The 14,878-nt window shown below is 70.3% G+C and carries 16 protein-coding genes and 1 tRNA gene; 6 read left to right on the forward strand and 11 right to left on the reverse strand.

Features of this window, described 5'->3' with window-relative positions; translation table 11 throughout:
• The first annotated feature begins 41 nt into the window (after nucleotides 1–41).
• Together SB754_RS11510 and SB754_RS11515 are read left to right on the forward strand one after the other, a co-directional pair.
• Nucleotides 42–386 (forward strand): YciI family protein, encoded by a 345-nt coding sequence (locus SB754_RS11510; RefSeq protein ID WP_410782460.1) that lies wholly within the window; start codon nucleotides 42–44, stop codon nucleotides 384–386.
• Nucleotides 383–1,936, forward strand: coding sequence for a carboxylesterase/lipase family protein (locus SB754_RS11515; RefSeq protein ID WP_410782461.1), 1,554 nt, complete (start codon nucleotides 383–385; stop codon nucleotides 1,934–1,936). The genes SB754_RS11510 and SB754_RS11515 overlap by 4 nt, the downstream gene beginning before the upstream one ends.
• 14 nt (nucleotides 1,937–1,950) lie before the next feature.
• Here the strand turns inward: SB754_RS11515 and SB754_RS11520 are convergent, their stop codons facing one another.
• Nucleotides 1,951–2,532: an alpha/beta hydrolase gene (locus SB754_RS11520; protein ID WP_410782462.1), complete on the reverse strand. Its 582-nt coding sequence runs from the start codon at nucleotides 2,530–2,532 to the stop codon at nucleotides 1,951–1,953.
• Between the two features lie 141 nt (nucleotides 2,533–2,673).
• Between SB754_RS11520 and SB754_RS11525 the strand changes: the two genes are divergently transcribed.
• On the forward strand, nucleotides 2,674–3,102 hold the full coding sequence (locus tag SB754_RS11525) for a hypothetical protein (protein WP_410782463.1): 429 nt from the start codon (nucleotides 2,674–2,676) through the stop codon (nucleotides 3,100–3,102).
• Here the strand turns inward: SB754_RS11525 and SB754_RS11530 are convergent.
• From SB754_RS11530 to SB754_RS11540, 3 genes are all read right to left on the reverse strand, one after another.
• Nucleotides 3,077–3,433: a hypothetical protein gene (locus tag SB754_RS11530; RefSeq protein WP_410782464.1), complete on the reverse strand. Its 357-nt coding sequence runs from the start codon at nucleotides 3,431–3,433 to the stop codon at nucleotides 3,077–3,079. The two genes, SB754_RS11525 and SB754_RS11530, sit on opposite strands and share 26 nt — an antisense overlap.
• Nucleotides 3,434–3,494: 61 nt before the next feature.
• Nucleotides 3,495–3,567: transfer RNA gene (locus SB754_RS11535), tRNA-Thr, on the reverse strand.
• Between the two features lie 41 nt (nucleotides 3,568–3,608).
• Entirely contained in the window at nucleotides 3,609–4,514 is a 906-nt protein-coding gene (locus SB754_RS11540; RefSeq protein ID WP_410782465.1) for a DsbA family protein, read from the reverse strand.
• Nucleotides 4,515–4,824: 310 nt separating this feature from the next.
• Between SB754_RS11540 and SB754_RS11545 the strand changes: the two genes are divergently transcribed.
• Both SB754_RS11545 and SB754_RS11550 read left to right on the forward strand, forming a co-directional pair.
• The gene (locus SB754_RS11545; RefSeq protein ID WP_410783309.1) at nucleotides 4,825–5,919 is read left to right on the forward strand and encodes an ABC transporter ATP-binding protein; all 1,095 of its coding nucleotides are present in this window, start codon (nucleotides 4,825–4,827) and stop codon (nucleotides 5,917–5,919) included.
• Nucleotides 5,920–6,022: 103 nt separating this feature from the next.
• Nucleotides 6,023–7,324 carry a DUF4032 domain-containing protein gene (locus SB754_RS11550; protein WP_410782466.1) on the forward strand — a complete coding sequence of 434 codons (1,302 nt, stop codon included), beginning with the start codon at nucleotides 6,023–6,025 and terminating at the stop codon, nucleotides 7,322–7,324.
• Between the two features lie 79 nt (nucleotides 7,325–7,403).
• Here SB754_RS11550 and rlmB read toward each other — a convergent pair whose 3' ends face one another.
• The 5 genes from rlmB to SB754_RS11575 form a co-directional block, all read right to left on the reverse strand.
• Nucleotides 7,404–8,423 (reverse strand): 23S rRNA (guanosine(2251)-2'-O)-methyltransferase RlmB, encoded by a 1,020-nt coding sequence (gene rlmB / locus SB754_RS11555; RefSeq protein WP_410782467.1) that lies wholly within the window; start codon nucleotides 8,421–8,423, stop codon nucleotides 7,404–7,406.
• Nucleotides 8,420–9,853, reverse strand: a complete 1,434-nt coding sequence (gene cysS, locus SB754_RS11560) for a cysteine--tRNA ligase (RefSeq protein ID WP_410782468.1) — start codon at nucleotides 9,851–9,853, stop codon at nucleotides 8,420–8,422. Before cysS ends, rlmB begins: the two co-directional genes overlap by 4 nt.
• Before the next feature lie 25 nt (nucleotides 9,854–9,878).
• Entirely contained in the window at nucleotides 9,879–10,259 is a 381-nt protein-coding gene (locus SB754_RS11565) for a nuclear transport factor 2 family protein (protein ID WP_410782469.1), read from the reverse strand.
• 144 nt (nucleotides 10,260–10,403) lie between these two features.
• Nucleotides 10,404–11,561, reverse strand: a complete 1,158-nt coding sequence (gene ispD / locus SB754_RS11570; protein ID WP_410782470.1) for a 2-C-methyl-D-erythritol 4-phosphate cytidylyltransferase — start codon at nucleotides 11,559–11,561, stop codon at nucleotides 10,404–10,406.
• 175 nt (nucleotides 11,562–11,736) lie between these two features.
• Nucleotides 11,737–12,219, reverse strand: coding sequence for a CarD family transcriptional regulator (locus SB754_RS11575; RefSeq protein WP_410782471.1), 483 nt, complete (start codon nucleotides 12,217–12,219; stop codon nucleotides 11,737–11,739).
• 139 nt (nucleotides 12,220–12,358) lie between these two features.
• On the opposite strand from SB754_RS11575, the gene SB754_RS11580 reads away from it, so the two are divergent.
• Complete coding sequence (locus SB754_RS11580) at nucleotides 12,359–12,865, forward strand: hypothetical protein (protein ID WP_410782472.1); 507 nt, start codon at nucleotides 12,359–12,361, stop codon at nucleotides 12,863–12,865.
• A gap of 99 nt (nucleotides 12,866–12,964) precedes the next feature.
• On the opposite strand, the gene SB754_RS11585 is transcribed toward SB754_RS11580, so the two are convergent.
• The gene (locus SB754_RS11585; protein ID WP_410782473.1) at nucleotides 12,965–13,648 is read right to left on the reverse strand and encodes a response regulator; all 684 of its coding nucleotides are present in this window, start codon (nucleotides 13,646–13,648) and stop codon (nucleotides 12,965–12,967) included.
• The gene (locus SB754_RS11590) at nucleotides 13,645–14,796 is read right to left on the reverse strand and encodes a sensor histidine kinase (protein ID WP_410782474.1); all 1,152 of its coding nucleotides are present in this window, start codon (nucleotides 14,794–14,796) and stop codon (nucleotides 13,645–13,647) included. The genes SB754_RS11585 and SB754_RS11590 overlap by 4 nt, the downstream gene beginning before the upstream one ends.
• Nucleotides 14,797–14,878: the final 82 nt, after the last annotated feature.

The following is a 14,878-nucleotide window of genomic DNA, read 5'->3' on the forward strand; positions in this document are numbered from 1 at the left end:
CGACGCCCCCGTGAAGCGTTCGCTATCGAGAGGACAGAACGATGAAGTACATGATGTTCGTGATCACCGACAGCACCCCGGACACGGAGCCGGACGAGACCGACGTCGACGGCTGGGTGGACGAGCTCGACGCCAGCGGCAAGCGGATCATCGGCGAGGTGCTGCAGCCGCTGTCCGAGTCGCGCGTCGTGCGCGTCCGCGGCGGCAAGCGGTATGTCACCGACGGCCCGTTCGCCGAGACCAAGGAGTGGATCTGCGGGTTCGACATCCTCGAGGTCGAGGATCTGGAGGAGGCGATCGACATCGCGTCGAAGCACCCGATGGCGCGCAACGGCCAGCTGGAGCTCCGCCCGTTCATGCAGTGGGAGGAGACCGCGGGGGCGTGAACGAACGACCGGTCGTCGTGACGGCTGCGGGCGCGGTCCGCGGCCGGGACGACGGCCGCGTCCGCGCCTGGCGGGGCATCCGCTTCGCCGAGCCTCCCACAGGTCCCCTGCGCTGGCGGGCGCCGGTCGCCGCACATCCGTGGCCGGGCGTCGCCGAGGCGTCTCGCTTCGGACCGGCGGCGCCACAGCGCCCGAACCCGTCCGTCCCCCTCGCTCCTGGCCAGCCGGGCGGCGCTCGGATGGACGAGGACTGCCTGTTCCTGAACGTGGTCCGCCCGAGCGCCGAACCACGCTCCGGGGGCGCGCGGCCGGTGATGGTCTGGCTCCACGGCGGCGCCTACGCCCTCGGATCGTCGAGCCAGCTCGTCTACCACGGCGACGCCCTGGCGGCCGACGGAGACGTCGTGCTCGTCACCCTGAACTACCGGCTGGGCGCGCTCGGCTTCCTCGACCTCGGCGCGGCAGGCGCAACCGCGACGGAGAGCAATCTCGCCCTGCGCGACGTTCTGCTCGCGCTCCAGTGGGTGCGCGACAACATCGCCGCGTTCGGCGGCGACCCCGGCGCCGTCACGGTCTTCGGCCAGAGCGCGGGGGCCGGACTGGTGACCGCGCTGCTCGCCTCGCCTTCGGCCTCCGGGCTGTTCCACCGCGCCATTGCGCAGAGCCCTCCCGCCGGCTCCATGTACGGGCCCGAGCGCTCCGGCGTCGTCGCGCGCCGATTCCTCGACCTGCTCGGAGTCCGGCCCGGCGACGACCGCGCGCTGACGTCGGTACCGGTCGAGGCCATCGTGGAGGCGGGGGCGGCGGTCTACACGGAGGTCCCGCGCGAACATCCCGGGATGCTCGCGTTCGCCCCGGTGGTCGGCGACGACATCCTCCCGGAGGCTCCGCTCGGGGTGCTCAGCGACGGCCGGGGGATGCCTGTCCCCCTCCTGATCGGGACGAACCGCGACGAGGCGACCCTGTTCCGGCTGATGCGCTCCCCGCTCCTCCCCATCCGTCGGCCGGCGCTCGAGCGCATGTTCGCCGCGATGCGGGAGGAGCAGGAGAGCGAGGGAGGCCCGGCCGGGGTGCGCCTCCCGCCGCGGGAGCGCGTGCTCGCGGCGTACCGGGGCGCTCCGCTCACCCGGAACGTGCGGATCGCGACCGACATCGCCTTCCGGATGCCGGCGCTGTGGCTGGCCGCCGGTCACGCCTCCGCCGCTCCCACCTTCCTCTACCGCTTCGACTACGCCCCACGGCTGCTGCGGCTCACCGGTGTGGGGGCTGCCCACGCGACCGACCTGCCGTACGTCTGGGGAGAGTTCGGCGGGCTCCCCCGCGATCCGTCGTTCCTGCTCGGCGGCCGGCGGACGGCGGCCGCCGTCTCGGAGCGTGTCCGCGCCCGCTGGACGGCGTTCGCACACGGCGGGGCTCCGGGGGATGGATGGCCGGCCTACGACTCGGAGCGCCGTGCCACTCTCGTCATCGCCGAGGAGGATCGGCTGGTGCCCGATCTGGATGCGCCGCTGCGCGCCGGCTGGGGCGAGCAGGTCCTGTCGTTCCGATGACCCGGCCTCGCGGGTCAGGGGGACGTGTGCTGCGCTACGAAGCGCAGGGCGTCCTCCGCCATCGCCGGTGAGATGTCGTGCCCGACTCCCGGGTAGACCCGCTCGACGAGCGTGGAATGGGCGGGCAGGAACTCCCGCATCCGCGCGACGTCGTGCACGCTGATGACGTCATCCGCGGCGCCGTGGCCCCAGAACACTGGAGGCCGCGTCCGGGCGAGCTCCTCGTCGCCGCGCTCCCCGTCGAGCGTCGTGAAGCCGCCGAGCGTCACGACGAACGACAGTCGCTCCGGCGCCCGCCGCATGGCCTGCAGCGCGGTCGCGCCGCCCTGCGACCAGCCGACGGCGGCAACCGGGGCATCCCCGACGTTCGTCTCGATCCAGTCGAGCAGCAGGTCGGCGGCCGGCGCGGCGTCGCTCGAGTGGGCGCCGAGCTTGCCGTCGTCTGCGACCTGGAACCACTCGTACCGGTCGCCGAGCGGCAGAGGCGCCTGCAGCAGCTCCGTCCGCCAGGGACGCGGAGTGCGCTCGGCGATCCACGCGAGGTCGTCGCGGACGCCGTAGCGACCGTGGAGGAACAGCAGCACCGGGGTCGACATGCTCCCATTCAGCCCCGTACGGGGCGACGAGTCCAGTCTCCGGCTGACAGTAACCTCCATACCCGTCATATCGGCGGCCCGGATGCGTCCCTCTGTACGAGGACCGATCAGCGGCTCCGACGGAATGAATGAAAGACGACCATGCCACACCGCCCAACCCAGACGAATAACGCGTGGCTGACGCTTCGCACCGCCGTCGCGGAGGAATACGTCACGAAGCTCCCTGAGCTCCTCCCGATGGACGAGTTCGCGCGACTCACCGGCTTGACGCTCGGGCAGGTGAGGCACGCGACCACAACGGGCGCACTCGTGGTGTCCCTGCGAGAGGGACGGCGCGGGATCGCACCGGCCGACAACATCGCGTTCCTCCTGCGCGAGCGGCTGCTCCGGCTCCCCCTCCCTGCACCTGTCTCCGGTCCGCGCCCGCTCCGAGAGCTGGAGGTCAGCGCGGCCGCCTACGAACGCATCTGGGACGAGGCGGTCCGCAGCAAGACCAGCCCCGAGGAGGCCCTGGACCGTCTCCTGCACTCGGCTCCCGCGAAGATCAGTGCTTCCGGCCGCCACCGCTGAGGGACAGCTCCGTCTGGGCTGAGCCGGACGGGGCAGGAACACGGCCGCGGCGATCCCCCGCCCACGCCCAGACCGCGCCCGCCGTGAGCACGGTCACGAGCAGGCCCGCACCGACCGAGGCGGCCACGACGGCGGCGACCCCCGCCGGCGCGACATACAGCGCGATCAGCAGGGTCGAGGAGGCCAGAACACATGCGGCGCCGACCACCGCGGCGGCCATCGCACCCATGGTGTCCGGCTCCAGCCGTCGGGCCTTCTCGGGTTGCGCGAGAATCTCGGGAACGGTCGGGCGAAGAGCGGCGACAGCGTCGAGCGGAGGTTTGTTGGTCACACCGTAAGAGACGGTGATCTCCCCGGAACTCTGACGCGTTCTCCCGGACTGGACCGGACGGAGCCGGCTGCGGGACTCGAACCCGCGACCGCTCGCTTACAAGGCGAGTGCTCTACCAACTGAGCTAAGCCGGCACGGCGGTCACCCGCCGCCACCATCCTAGGGCAGTGGCCGCCTACGGAGTCGGCGTGGGGGTCGGCGTCGCGGTCGACGTGTACTCGTCGCCCTGGGCCTGCAGCACGAACGCCTTGAAGTCGTCCGCGCTGGTGAGCGAACCCGTATACGGCTTGCCGTTGACCAGCACCAGCAGGGCGTTCGTCATCTTGCTGACGTCGGAGTTCGGGATGGGGCCGCTCAGGGCACGGTCGCTGGCGGTCGTGACCCAGCTCTTGAACCGACCGTCGTCGATGCAGGAGTCGATATCCCCCGTGTGTGCGGCGCCGGCAGCCTCCACCCGCTTCTTCAGCACGTCGTCGCTGAGGCCAGGGCCGCCCTCGGCGGGCTGCTTCTCGAACAGCGACGCGTTGAACTTCCAGAACGCGTTCGGGTCGTAGTTGGCGACGCAGGCCGCGGCGTTCGCGGCACGGAGCGAGTACTTCGTCCCGGCCGAGTGGCTGGTGTAGATGGCGACCGGGTGCATCTCGACGGTCACCGCGCCGTCCTTGACGAGCGGTTCGAGCTGCTTCAGATTGGTCCGCTGGAAGTCGCCGCAGAGCTTGCAGAGGTAGTCCGCGTAGATGCGGATGTCGACCGTGCTGGCCTTGGGGTCTGGAGTGCTCGCGACCGGCTTGGCGTCGGCGGAGAGCGCCATCGTGGTCTTCACCTTGAGGCCGGAGCCGACGACGACACCGTCGCTTGCCATGTTCTTGGGGCCGGGGACGGTGGGCCGGATCGCACTGACGATGACGATCGCGACGATGGCCAGGATCGCCAGGACTCCGATGGTGATGCCTCCGCCGAGGAGGGCGCGACGGCGGCGCTCCTTCTTCTGGTGCGAGGTGCGGAGCTGCCGCGCCTTCTCGCGTGCCGCAGCGCGGACGTCGCCGGGGCGGCTGTCGTCGGACTGGTTCTGTTGGCTCATATCTTCCGGATACTGCTCTCGGGTCGAACGGGCCGCGCGGGGGACGCGGCGGGCGTGGCACCTCCGGCGCACACAACCGGGACAGCTTAAACCGGCAGTCTGGGAATCGACCAGACGGTGGCTGGACGTGCAGGCTCAGCGGAACGATGGCGGTCCGGGCGCACAGCCGGGAGGGGTCCGGTCGAGAGCACGTCCGCCGATGACATATTATGGCCACGTGGCAGAGACGCCATCGGACGTCTACGCCACGTTCATCCATTCACAACGGATCGTCCGGCACGTACCTGCCGGTGAAGGAGACAAGAAGAAGATGGCGACAGTCACCTATGACAAGGCGACCCGGCTGTACCCGGGTTCGACCCGCCCTGCCGTGGACTCACTCGACCTGGACATCGCAGACGGCGAGTTCCTCGTCCTCGTCGGCCCGTCCGGCTGCGGCAAGTCCACGTCACTCCGCATGCTCGCGGGCCTCGAAGAGGTCAACGACGGCAACATCTTCATCGGTGAGCGCAACGTCACCGATGTTCCGCCGAAGGACCGCGACATCGCGATGGTGTTCCAGAACTACGCGCTGTACCCCCACATGACCGTCGCCGAGAACATGGGCTTCGCGCTCAAGATCGCCGGTGTCGGCAAGGAGGAGCGCGCCCAGCGCGTCCTCGAGGCCGCCAAGCTGCTCGACCTGGAGCCCTACCTCGGCCGCAAGCCGAAGGCGCTCTCCGGTGGTCAGCGTCAGCGCGTCGCCATGGGCCGCGCGATCGTCCGCTCCCCCCAGGTCTTCCTGATGGACGAGCCGCTCTCGAACCTCGACGCGAAGCTCCGCGTGCAGACCCGCACGCAGATCGCCTCGCTGACCCGCCGCCTCGGCGTCACCACGGTCTACGTCACCCACGACCAGACCGAGGCGCTCACCATGGGCGACCGCATCGCGGTCCTCAAGGACGGCGTCCTGCAGCAGGTCGGCACCCCGCGCGACCTGTACGCGCAGCCGAACAACGTCTTCGTCGCCGGCTTCATCGGCAGCCCGGCCATGAACCTGTTCTCGGCCGACGTCACCGATGGAGGCGTGAAGTTCGGCACCTCGGTCGTCCCGATCGAGCGCGAGGTCATCGCCAACGCAGGCCCGGCGGTCACCATCGGCGTCCGCCCCGAAGACGTCGTGGTCTCCTCCTCCGAGGGCACCGGCCTCAAGGTGACCGTCGACCTCGTCGAGGAGCTCGGCGCCGACGGCTACCTCTACGGCCACTCCGAGATCGACGGCAAGCGCACCGACATCGTCGGTCGCGTGGACGGCCGTGTCCACCCGAACGCGGGCGACACGGTCTTCATCACGCCGAAGCCGGGCCACGTCCACGCCTTCCACGCGGAGTCGGGCGAGCGCCTGGGCGGCGCGGTCGTCGACTAAAGTTCCAGGAGCGAATCCTCACTCTGCCGCAGTCCGGAGCCGGGCTGCGGCAGAGTGCTTTTCCCCGGGTGTTCGCGCCCGACAACTTCACCGGAGGACCATCGTGGCCGGATCCGTCAACATCACCGCGGCGACCGTCGACCCCGCGCTGCTCGACCTTCCCTGGAACATCCCGCTCGAGGACTGGTCGAACCAGCACATCGCGCTGCTCCCGAAGGGCATCAGCCGCCACCTGGTCCGTTTCGCGAACCTCTCCGGCTACGTCATCGCCATCAAGGAGACGACGGCCGAGATGGCGCAGCGCGAGTACGACATGCTGCGCACGCTGCAGCGGTACGACGTCCCCTGCGTCGACCCGGTCGCCGTGATCAAGAACCGCAGCGACGACAACGGAACCCCGCTGAACGCCGCACTCGTCACCCGGCACCTGAAGTTCTCCCTCCCCTACCGCGCCCTCTTCTCGCAGACTCTGCGCCCCGACACGGCCACCCGCCTGGTCGACGCCCTGGCGGTGCTGCTGGTCCGCCTCCACATCGTCGGATTCTTCTGGGGAGACGTCTCGCTGTCCAACACGCTGTTCCGACGCGACGCCGGCGCCTTCGCCGCCTACCTGGTGGATGCGGAGACCGGCCAGCTGTACGAGGGCGGCCTCTCGAACGGGCAGCGCGAGAACGACCTGGAGATCGCGCGCGTCAACATCGCCGGCGAGCTCATGGACCTGGAGGCCGGGGGCCGCGTCGACGAAGAACTCGACCCGATCAGCCTCTCCGACGGCATCGTCGCCGCCTACCGCTCGCTCTGGAAGGAGCTGACCGGGAGCGAGTCGTTCTCGTCGTCGGAGCGCTGGCGGATCAGCGAGCGCGTCGAGCGCCTCAACGAGCTCGGCTTCGACATCGAGGAGCTGGCGATCAAGACGTCGGAGGAGGGCACCAAGGTGCGCATCCAGCCGAAGGTCGTCGACGCCGGCCACCACCAGCGCCGCCTGCTGCGGCTCACCGGGCTCGACACAGGCGAGAACCAGGCGCGACGCCTCCTCAACGACCTCGACTCCTACGCAGCGACGGTCGGCCGCGAGGGACTGGACGAGGAGGCCATGGCCCACGAGTGGCTGATGCGCGTGTTCGAGCCGGTCATCCGCTCCATCCCTGCCGACTTGAAGGGCAAGCTGGAGCCGGCGGAGGTCTTCCACCAGCTGCTGGAGCACCGCTGGTTCATGTCGCAGGAGGAGGGCCGCGACGTCCCCCTCGCCGAAGCGCTGACGTCGTACATCAACGACATCCTGCGCCATCGGCGCGACGAGGCCACGGTGATCGCCCCACCGACCGAGACCATCAGCATCCCGGTGCTCGGCGGCGGAGCGGCGTCCGCTGACGACGACGAGGACGACTGGCGCTCGAAGGTCTGAGCGCGCGAGTGCGGCCTCCGGTAACAACTGCGGCTGCGCGCGCAGGCGCAGCTGTTACCGGAGGCCGCATTCGCGACGCTCAGGCGCGGGTGCGGCCCTCGGCGCGCAGCTTGGAGATCTCGTAGAGGGTGACGCTCGCGGCGATGCCGGCGTTCAGCGATTCGGTCGTCGCCGTGATCGGGATCGACACGACCGCGTCGCAGGTCTCCGTCACCAGACGCGACAGGCCCTTGCCCTCGCTGCCGACGACGATCACCAGCGGGCGGTCGGCGAACGACAGCCCCGGGAGGCTGGTGTCGCCTCCCCCATCGAGGCCGAGGACGAAGACGCCCGCCTTCTTGAAGTCCTTCAGCATCTGCGTCAGGTTGGCGGCCATCGCGACGGGCGTGCGCGCCGCAGCTCCGGCCGAGGTCTTCCAGGCGGAGGCCGTCATGCCGACCGACCTGCGCTGCGGGACGATGACGCCCTGACCGCCGAACGCGGCCGTCGAGCGGATGATCGCGCCCAGGTTGCGCGGGTCGGTGATGCCGTCGAGCGCGACGAACAGGGGCGTGTCGCCCTTCCGGAGAGTCCGGTCGAGCAGTTCGCCCGGGTGCGCGTACTCGTACGGCGGCACCTTGATCGCGACGCCCTGGTGCACGGCGTCGCGCCCGGCCAGCCGGTCGAGCTCCGGACGCATCACCTCGAGCATGGGGATGCCACGGCCTGTCGCGATGGACAGGATCTCGCGCATCCGATCGTCGAGCTCGGCGCGCGCCGCGACGTACAGGGTCGTGGCCGGGATGTCCGCCCGCAGCGCCTCGAGCACGGAGTTGCGACCGGTGACGATCTCGCTCTCGTCCCCGCTCTTGGCACGACGGGAGGCTCCGGACGCCCCGCGCGGCGCCGCATCCCGGCCACCGCGCTGTGCGGCCTTGGCAGCCGCCCGCTCGCGCAGCGCCTTCGCCTTGCCTGCGGGATGGTAGTCGCGGTCCTCCGCCTTGGGGGTCGGTCCGCGACCCTCGAGCGCCTTGCGGCCGTGGCCTCCTGTGCCGACCTGCGCGCCCTTCTTGCTCTTGCGCACAGCCCCGGCGCGGGGCTTTCCACCCGAGTTCTTCATGATCCGATGCTCCAATGCGACCCCGTCGGGGTGTCTTCGATGGTGATTCCCGCGGCGGTCAGCTCGTCGCGGATGCGATCGGCCGCCGCGAAGTCGCGGGCGGCCCTGGCCTCCTGTCGGTCGGCCAGCAGCCGGCCGATCAGCTCGCCGAGTGCGGACTCCGCCGCGGTCGAGCCTCCCGTGCGCCACTGCGGCGACAGCGGGTTGATGCCGAGCACCTCCGTCATGGCGAGCGCGTGCCCGCGCGCGGTGGCGGCCGCCTCCAAGTCTTCCGCATCGAGCGCCGCGTTTCCTGAGCGCACGGTGTCGTGCAGCACGGCAAGCGCCTGCGGGACGGCGAGGTCGTCGTCCATGGCTTCGGCGAACGCCTCCGGCACGACCTCGACGCCGTGACCGGCGAACCGCGTCCCGGCGACCCGGCGGTCGACCCGCTCGAAGAAGCCGGCGATCCGGTCGAGCGCCGCCTCGGCCTCGCTCAGCGAGCCGTCATGGAAGTCGATGGTCGACCGGTAGTGCGCAGCACCGAGGTAGTAGCGGACCACGAGCGGGCGAGCGGCTCCGAGCAGGTCGGCCGCATACACGGAGTTGCCGAGCGATTTGCTCATCTTCTGGCCGTTCACGTGCACCAGGCCGTTGTGCACCCAGTAGTTGGCGAAGGCGTCGCCTGCGGCCGTCGACTGCGCGATCTCGTTCTCATGGTGCGGGAAGCGCAGATCCAGACCGCCGCCGTGGATGTCGAACTGCGGCCCGAGGTAACGCCGCGACATCGCGGAGCACTCGATGTGCCAGCCGGGCCGTCCATCGCCCCAGGGCGACGGGAACGCGGCGGACTCCGGCTCGTCGGCCTTGCGGCCCTTCCAGAGAGCGAAGTCGCGCGGGTCGCGCTTGGCGCGCGGATCCGCGTCGGCGGCCGCCTCCATGTTGTCGATGCTCTGGCGGGTCAGCTCGCCGTACGAGGGCCAGCTCTTCACGTCGAAGTAGACGTCGCCCGAGCCGTCCGAAGCGACGTAGGCGTGACCCGAGGCGATCAGGCGCTCGATCAGCTCCTGCATCTGCGGGATGCTCGCGGTCGCGCGTGGCTCGTAGGTCGGCGGCTGGATGCCGAGCGCGCGATACGAGTCGGTGAACTCCAGCTCGAAGCGGTACGCCAGCGCCCACCACTCCTCGGTGCCGCCCGCGGCCTGGCCCGCTGCCGCGTTGACGAGGATCTTGTCGTCGATGTCGGTGACATTGCGCACGAGGGTGACGTCGAGCCCGCGGTAGACCAGCCAGCGGCGCAGCTGGTCGTACACCAGCGCCGAGCGCAGGTGGCCGATGTGCGGGGACGACTGGACGGTCGGACCGCAGACGTAGATACCGACCTGGCCGTCCCGCAGCGGGGCGAAGTCGCGCAGGGCGGCCGCCTTCGTGTCGAAGAGTCGCAGAGTCACGCCCACCAGCCTAGAGGGCGGAGGCCTAGCGGGAGGCGCGCTGCGCCAGCTCCTCGTTGACCGGTGCGAAGGCGACCCGGTCGAGGAGCAGCTCGATGTGGGCGATGCGGCCGTCGCGGACGGTCAGCAGCTCGACGCAGCGGACCGCTCCAGCGGCGGTGTCGGTGACGAAGTCGTAGACGACGCAGGCGCGGTCGCCGTCACTGAAGACCTCCCGGATCTCGTTGCGCACGAGCGCGGGGAGCAGGCGGTGCAGGGCAGCACGCCAGCCGTCCTTGTCGAGCGTGGTTCCGGCGAACTCGGCCACCAGAGCCACGTCGAGCAGGTCGTCGAGCGGCTCCTCGTCGTGTGCGCCCACCGCCTGGATGTACCGTCGTGCGACCGTCTCCGCGTCCGTGGCTGCCATGTCGGGCTCCTTTCGCCGCGTCGCCGGTGCGACGCCCCACCGGTCAGCGTAGGCCCGGCCGCCGACGCTGGGCGAGGGAGCGCGCAGGGCGAGGGTGCTGCCGGGCGACGGTGCTGCCGGGCGAACCGCACCGGGCGACGCGGCTCAGCCGAGGAGCAGTGCCGTCGCCTGAGCGGTCACGCCCTCTCCGCGCCCGGTGAACCCGAGCCCGTCGGTTGTCGTCGCGCCCAGCGAGACCGGCGCCCCGAGAATCGCGGACAGCCGCTCCTGGGCCTCCTTCCGCCGGGGAGCCAGCTTGGGCCGGTTGCCGATGACCTGCACGGCGACGTTCCCGATCCGGAAGCCCGCCTCCTCCACCCGGCGCCGGGCCTCCGTCAGGAAGACATCCCCGTGTGCGCCCTGGAACCGCGGGTCCCCCGTGCCGAAGACGCCGCCGATGTCGCCGAGTCCCGCCGCCGAGAGCAGTGCGTCGACGATCGCATGCGCGACCGCATCCCCATCGCTGTGCCCGGCGAGGCCTCGCTCACCCGGCCAGTGCAGGCCGGCGAGCCAGAGCTCAGCGGACGGGTCGAACGCGTGGGTGTCGCTCCCCGTCCCGATCCGCGGGACGGCTGTGCCGGACAGCAGCTCTTCCGCCCGTCGCAGATCCCACGGGGTCGTCACCTTGAACGCGTGCGAATCGCCGGGAACCACATCCACCCGGAACCCGGCGGCCGCGACCAGCCCCGCGTCGTCGGTCTCGTCGCTCTCGGCGAGCGCGTACGCGGTCAGCAGCTGCTCGCGCGGGAAGCCCTGCGGCGTCTGCACCGCCGACAGCGCCGACCGGTCCACGGTGTCGTGAACGGCACCGTCCTCGCCGATCCGCTTGACCGTGTCGCTGACCGGCAGGCCGGGGATCACCCCGTAGCCACGCGCGACCACGGCGTCCACCACCGCGTCGAAGAGGGAGGCCGGAGCCAGCGCGCGCGCAGCGTCGTGCACCAGCACGATGTCGGCGCGGGGGTCGACTGCCGCAAGCCCTTCCGCCACCGAGCGCTGGCGCGTGTCGCCTCCCGCCACCACCGTCACGGGGCGGCGAGATGCATGCTCGGCCAGCTCCACCGCCTCCTCCTGCCGCTCGGCGGGAGCCACCACGATCACGTCCGCAGTGTGCCGCATGCCGCGGACGGCATGGAGGGAGTGCTCGAGCAGCGTCCGCCCCTGCAGGGGCACGAAGGCCTTCGGCCGCCCGGCGCCGAGCCGCGTACCGGACCCTGCCGCGACGATGACGACCGCGACCCGCGGCCCGCTGATGCTCTCCACCCGACCACCGTACCGTCCGCCCGCCGGCGTGACTGCTGCGTCGCGTCACGAGTGCGGGTGCGCGCCCCGCCGCAGTCGTTACGGCGCACCGCAGTCACCGTTCAGCGCCCCCCGGCGGGAACGACGAAGCCCCGCTGCACGAGGCGGCGGGGCTTCGGAAAGCAGCGGGTGGGGCCTAGGAGGCCAGCACCTCGTCGAGAAGGGTGGAGGCCTTCTCGTCGTCGGTCTTCTCGGCCAACGCCAGCTCGGAGATCAGGATCTGCCGGGCCTTGGCCAGCATGCGCTTCTCACCGGCGGACAGGCCGCGATCCTGGTCGCGGCGCCACAGGTCGCGAACCACCTCGGACACCTTGATGACGTCGCCGGAGGCGAGCTTCTCGAGGTTCGCCTTATAGCGGCGGGACCAGTTGGTCGGCTCCTCGGTGAACGGGGCTCGCAGCACCTCGAAGACGCGGTCGAGGCCCTCCTTGCCGATGACGTCGCGCACACCGACCAGATCGACATTGTCGGCGGGGACCTCGATGGTCAGATCGCCCTGAGTCACGTTGAGCTTGAGGTACAGCTTCTCTTCACCCTTGATGATTCTCTTCTTGACTTCGGTGATCGTTGCGGCACCGTGGTGCGGATAGACGACGGTCTCGCCAACCTCGAAAAGCATAGATTTGTTGTCCCTTCAGCAATGAATAGGATACCACATGAGGCACATGCTAAGGTTCGCCCTCACCCCTCCCCAGGGCCCGGAACGCCCCCAGCGATGGGATAGAGTTGCAGGGAGAATTCCACCGGGAGGGTCATCCGTGAAAGCACGAGTCGCGACGTCCGTCGCCCTCGCCCTGGCCGTCGTGTTCGGTACCGCTGGATGCGGTTTCGTCGCCCCGCAGGCCACCACCAAGCAGTACGACGCGAGCGATGGAGTCAGCGGAACGGTCGGCACGATCGACGTCCGCAACGCGATCATCGTGACGGATGCGAAAGACGGCACGGTGGGCAACCTCGTCGTCACCCTCGTCAACTCGGGCGACAAGAGCCACCGCGTGGCTATCAGCGCCGGCGATTCGAGCTCCAGCGCTGCGCACGTGACCGTGCAGCCCGGCCAGGTCAAGCAGCTCGGCAAAGACCCCGAAAACGGCAGCGCGAGCAATGTGCTCATTCCGGAATTCACCGCGAAGCCCGGCGGCCTCTACTCCGTCTACTTCCAGTACGGCGACGAGACCGGTGTGAACCTCAAGGTCCCGGTGCTCGACGGCCGGCTGCCCGAGTACTCCAGCCTGGTTCCGCCGACCATCCTCCCGGCCGCGCCGTAGGCGGAGCCCCACAGACAGCACGAAGCCGCCCGGCGCACAGCACCGGGCGGCTTCGTCGTGTGCGGCCCTGGTTGGACCTGGGCGGACCGGGCGGCCGCTTCAGGCGTTGAAGCGGTACCCCAGCCCGCGCACCGTGACGAGCATCCGCGGCTCCGACGGGCTCTCCTCGATCCGCGAGCGGATGCGCTTGATGTGCACGTCGAGCGTCTTCGTGTCGCCGAAGTAGTCGCTCCCCCACACCCGGTCGATGAGCTGACCGCGCGTCAGCACGCGTCCGGCGTTCCGGAGGAGCAGCTCCAGCAGCTCGAATTCCTTCAGCGGCATGGAGATCTCCGCGCCGTTGACCGCGACGGTGTGGCGGTCCACATCCATGCGCACGGTCCCCGCCTCGAGCACGCCGTCGTCCTGCAGCTCGTCCTCCTCGACGCGCCGCCGCAGCACCGCCCGGATGCGGGCCAGCAGCTCGCGTGACGAGTACGGCTTGGTCACGTAGTCGTCCGCGCCGAGCTCCAGCCCCACCACGATGTCGACCTCGGAGTCCTTGGCAGTCAGCATGATGATGGGCACGCTGGAGCGCGTCCGGATCTCCCGGCACACTTCGGTGCCCGGGATGCCCGGCAACATCAGGTCGAGCAGGATGAGGTCGGCGCCGCTCCGGTCGAATGCGGCGAGGGCGCTCGGCCCGTCGTCCGCGACCTCCACCTCGTAGCCCTCGCGCCTCAGCAGGTAGGCGAGCGGCTCGCTGAGCGCGGCCTCATCCTCGACGAGCAGGATGGATGTCACTGGGTGTCTCCTATCGGGGGTCGTACGGTGGAGGCTTCCGGCAGCCGGATGGTGAAGGTGGAGCCGCGTCCCGGCTGCGACCAGACGCGGACTTCGCCGCCGTGGTTCTGCACGGCGTGCTTGACGATCGAGAGCCCGAGGCCGGTTCCTCCGGTGTTGCGGGAGCGGGCCTGATCCACGCGGAAGAACCGCTCGAACACCCGGTCCAGGTCGTCCTCGGGGATGCCCTCGCCCTGGTCGGTGACCGCGATCTCGACGACGCCGCCGGTGTTGCGGACGCCGATGCCGATGCGGGAGTCGTCGGGCGAGTACTGGATCGCGTTCGCGATCAGGTTGTGGACGGCCGTGACCAGGAGGCTCTCGTTGCCGAGCACCTGCGCCTGCTTGTCCCCGCGCATCGCCAGCTCGATGTTGCGCGTCTCGGCCGCCACCCGGTTCTGGTCGATCGCCGCCTTCACCACCTTGCTGGCGGACAGCTCGGTCGCGTCGCCCAGCGCATCCGTCGCCTGCAACCGGCTCAGTTCGATGATGTCCTGCGTGATGCGGGCCAGCCGCTGTGCCTCCTCGGAGAGGCGGAGGGCGAAACGGCGCACCTGGTCGGGGTCGTCCGACGCGTCGTCCAGCGCCTCCGCCAGCAGGCCGACGGCCCCGATCGGCGTCTTCAACTCGTGGCTGATGTTGGCGACGAAATCCCGGCGCACCGCCTCCAGCCGGAACGACTCGGTCCGATCCTCCGCGAGCAGCAGGATGTAGCGGGAACCCAGCCGCGCCACCCGCACGCTGAGGTGGATGCCGGCGTCCCCGAACGGACCGCGGGACAGCTCGCACTCCTCGGTGATCGAATCGCCGGTCCGGCGCACCTGGTCGACCAGGTCGATGAGGTGCGGGTGCACGAGAGCACCGTTCCAGACGAGGCCGATCGAGTGCGCGCCGGGAGAGGCCTTGATCACGTTGTTGGACGGGTCGAGAACCACCCCCGCGGACTCCAGGGCGTCGAGCACCTGGTCGACCCCGTCCGGCACGGCCGGGTTGACGACCGCGGCCGCATGGTGACCGCGGCGCGCTGCGATGTGCAGGATCCACACGAAACCGGCGCCGACGGCGAGCCCCAGGCCCAGCGACAGCAGCACCAACCAGGTGGAGTCCATGGTCCTCAGCGTAGGTGATGGCGATGCGTGCGCATGGACGGACCCCGCCAGCGCCCGCGTCTTTTCGCGGGTACGTTAGACA

The organism is Leifsonia sp. SIMBA_070 (genome assembly GCF_046534635.1).
GTDB lineage: Bacteria > Actinomycetota > Actinomycetes > Actinomycetales > Microbacteriaceae > Leifsonia.

What these genes read in the sequence shown, in the direction of transcription:
- SB754_RS11525 (WP_410782463.1), top strand. Translation starts at nt 2,674, where the DNA reads ATGCCACACCGCCCAACCCAGACGAATAACGCGTGGCTGACGCTTCGC.
- SB754_RS11565 (WP_410782469.1), bottom strand. Translation starts at nt 10,259, where the DNA reads ATGGCAGCCACGGACGCGGAGACGGTCGCACGACGGTACATCCAGGCG.
- SB754_RS11540 (WP_410782465.1), bottom strand. Translation starts at nt 4,514, where the DNA reads ATGAGCCAACAGAACCAGTCCGACGACAGCCGCCCCGGCGACGTCCGC.
- SB754_RS11575 (WP_410782471.1), bottom strand. Translation starts at nt 12,219, where the DNA reads ATGCTTTTCGAGGTTGGCGAGACCGTCGTCTATCCGCACCACGGTGCC.
- rlmB (WP_410782467.1), bottom strand. Translation starts at nt 8,423, where the DNA reads ATGAAGAACTCGGGTGGAAAGCCCCGCGCCGGGGCTGTGCGCAAGAGC.
- SB754_RS11520 (WP_410782462.1), bottom strand. Translation starts at nt 2,532, where the DNA reads ATGTCGACCCCGGTGCTGCTGTTCCTCCACGGTCGCTACGGCGTCCGC.
- SB754_RS11510 (WP_410782460.1), top strand. Translation starts at nt 42, where the DNA reads ATGAAGTACATGATGTTCGTGATCACCGACAGCACCCCGGACACGGAG.
- SB754_RS11590 (WP_410782474.1), bottom strand. Translation starts at nt 14,796, where the DNA reads ATGGACTCCACCTGGTTGGTGCTGCTGTCGCTGGGCCTGGGGCTCGCC.
- SB754_RS11545 (WP_410783309.1), top strand. Translation starts at nt 4,825, where the DNA reads ATGGCGACAGTCACCTATGACAAGGCGACCCGGCTGTACCCGGGTTCG.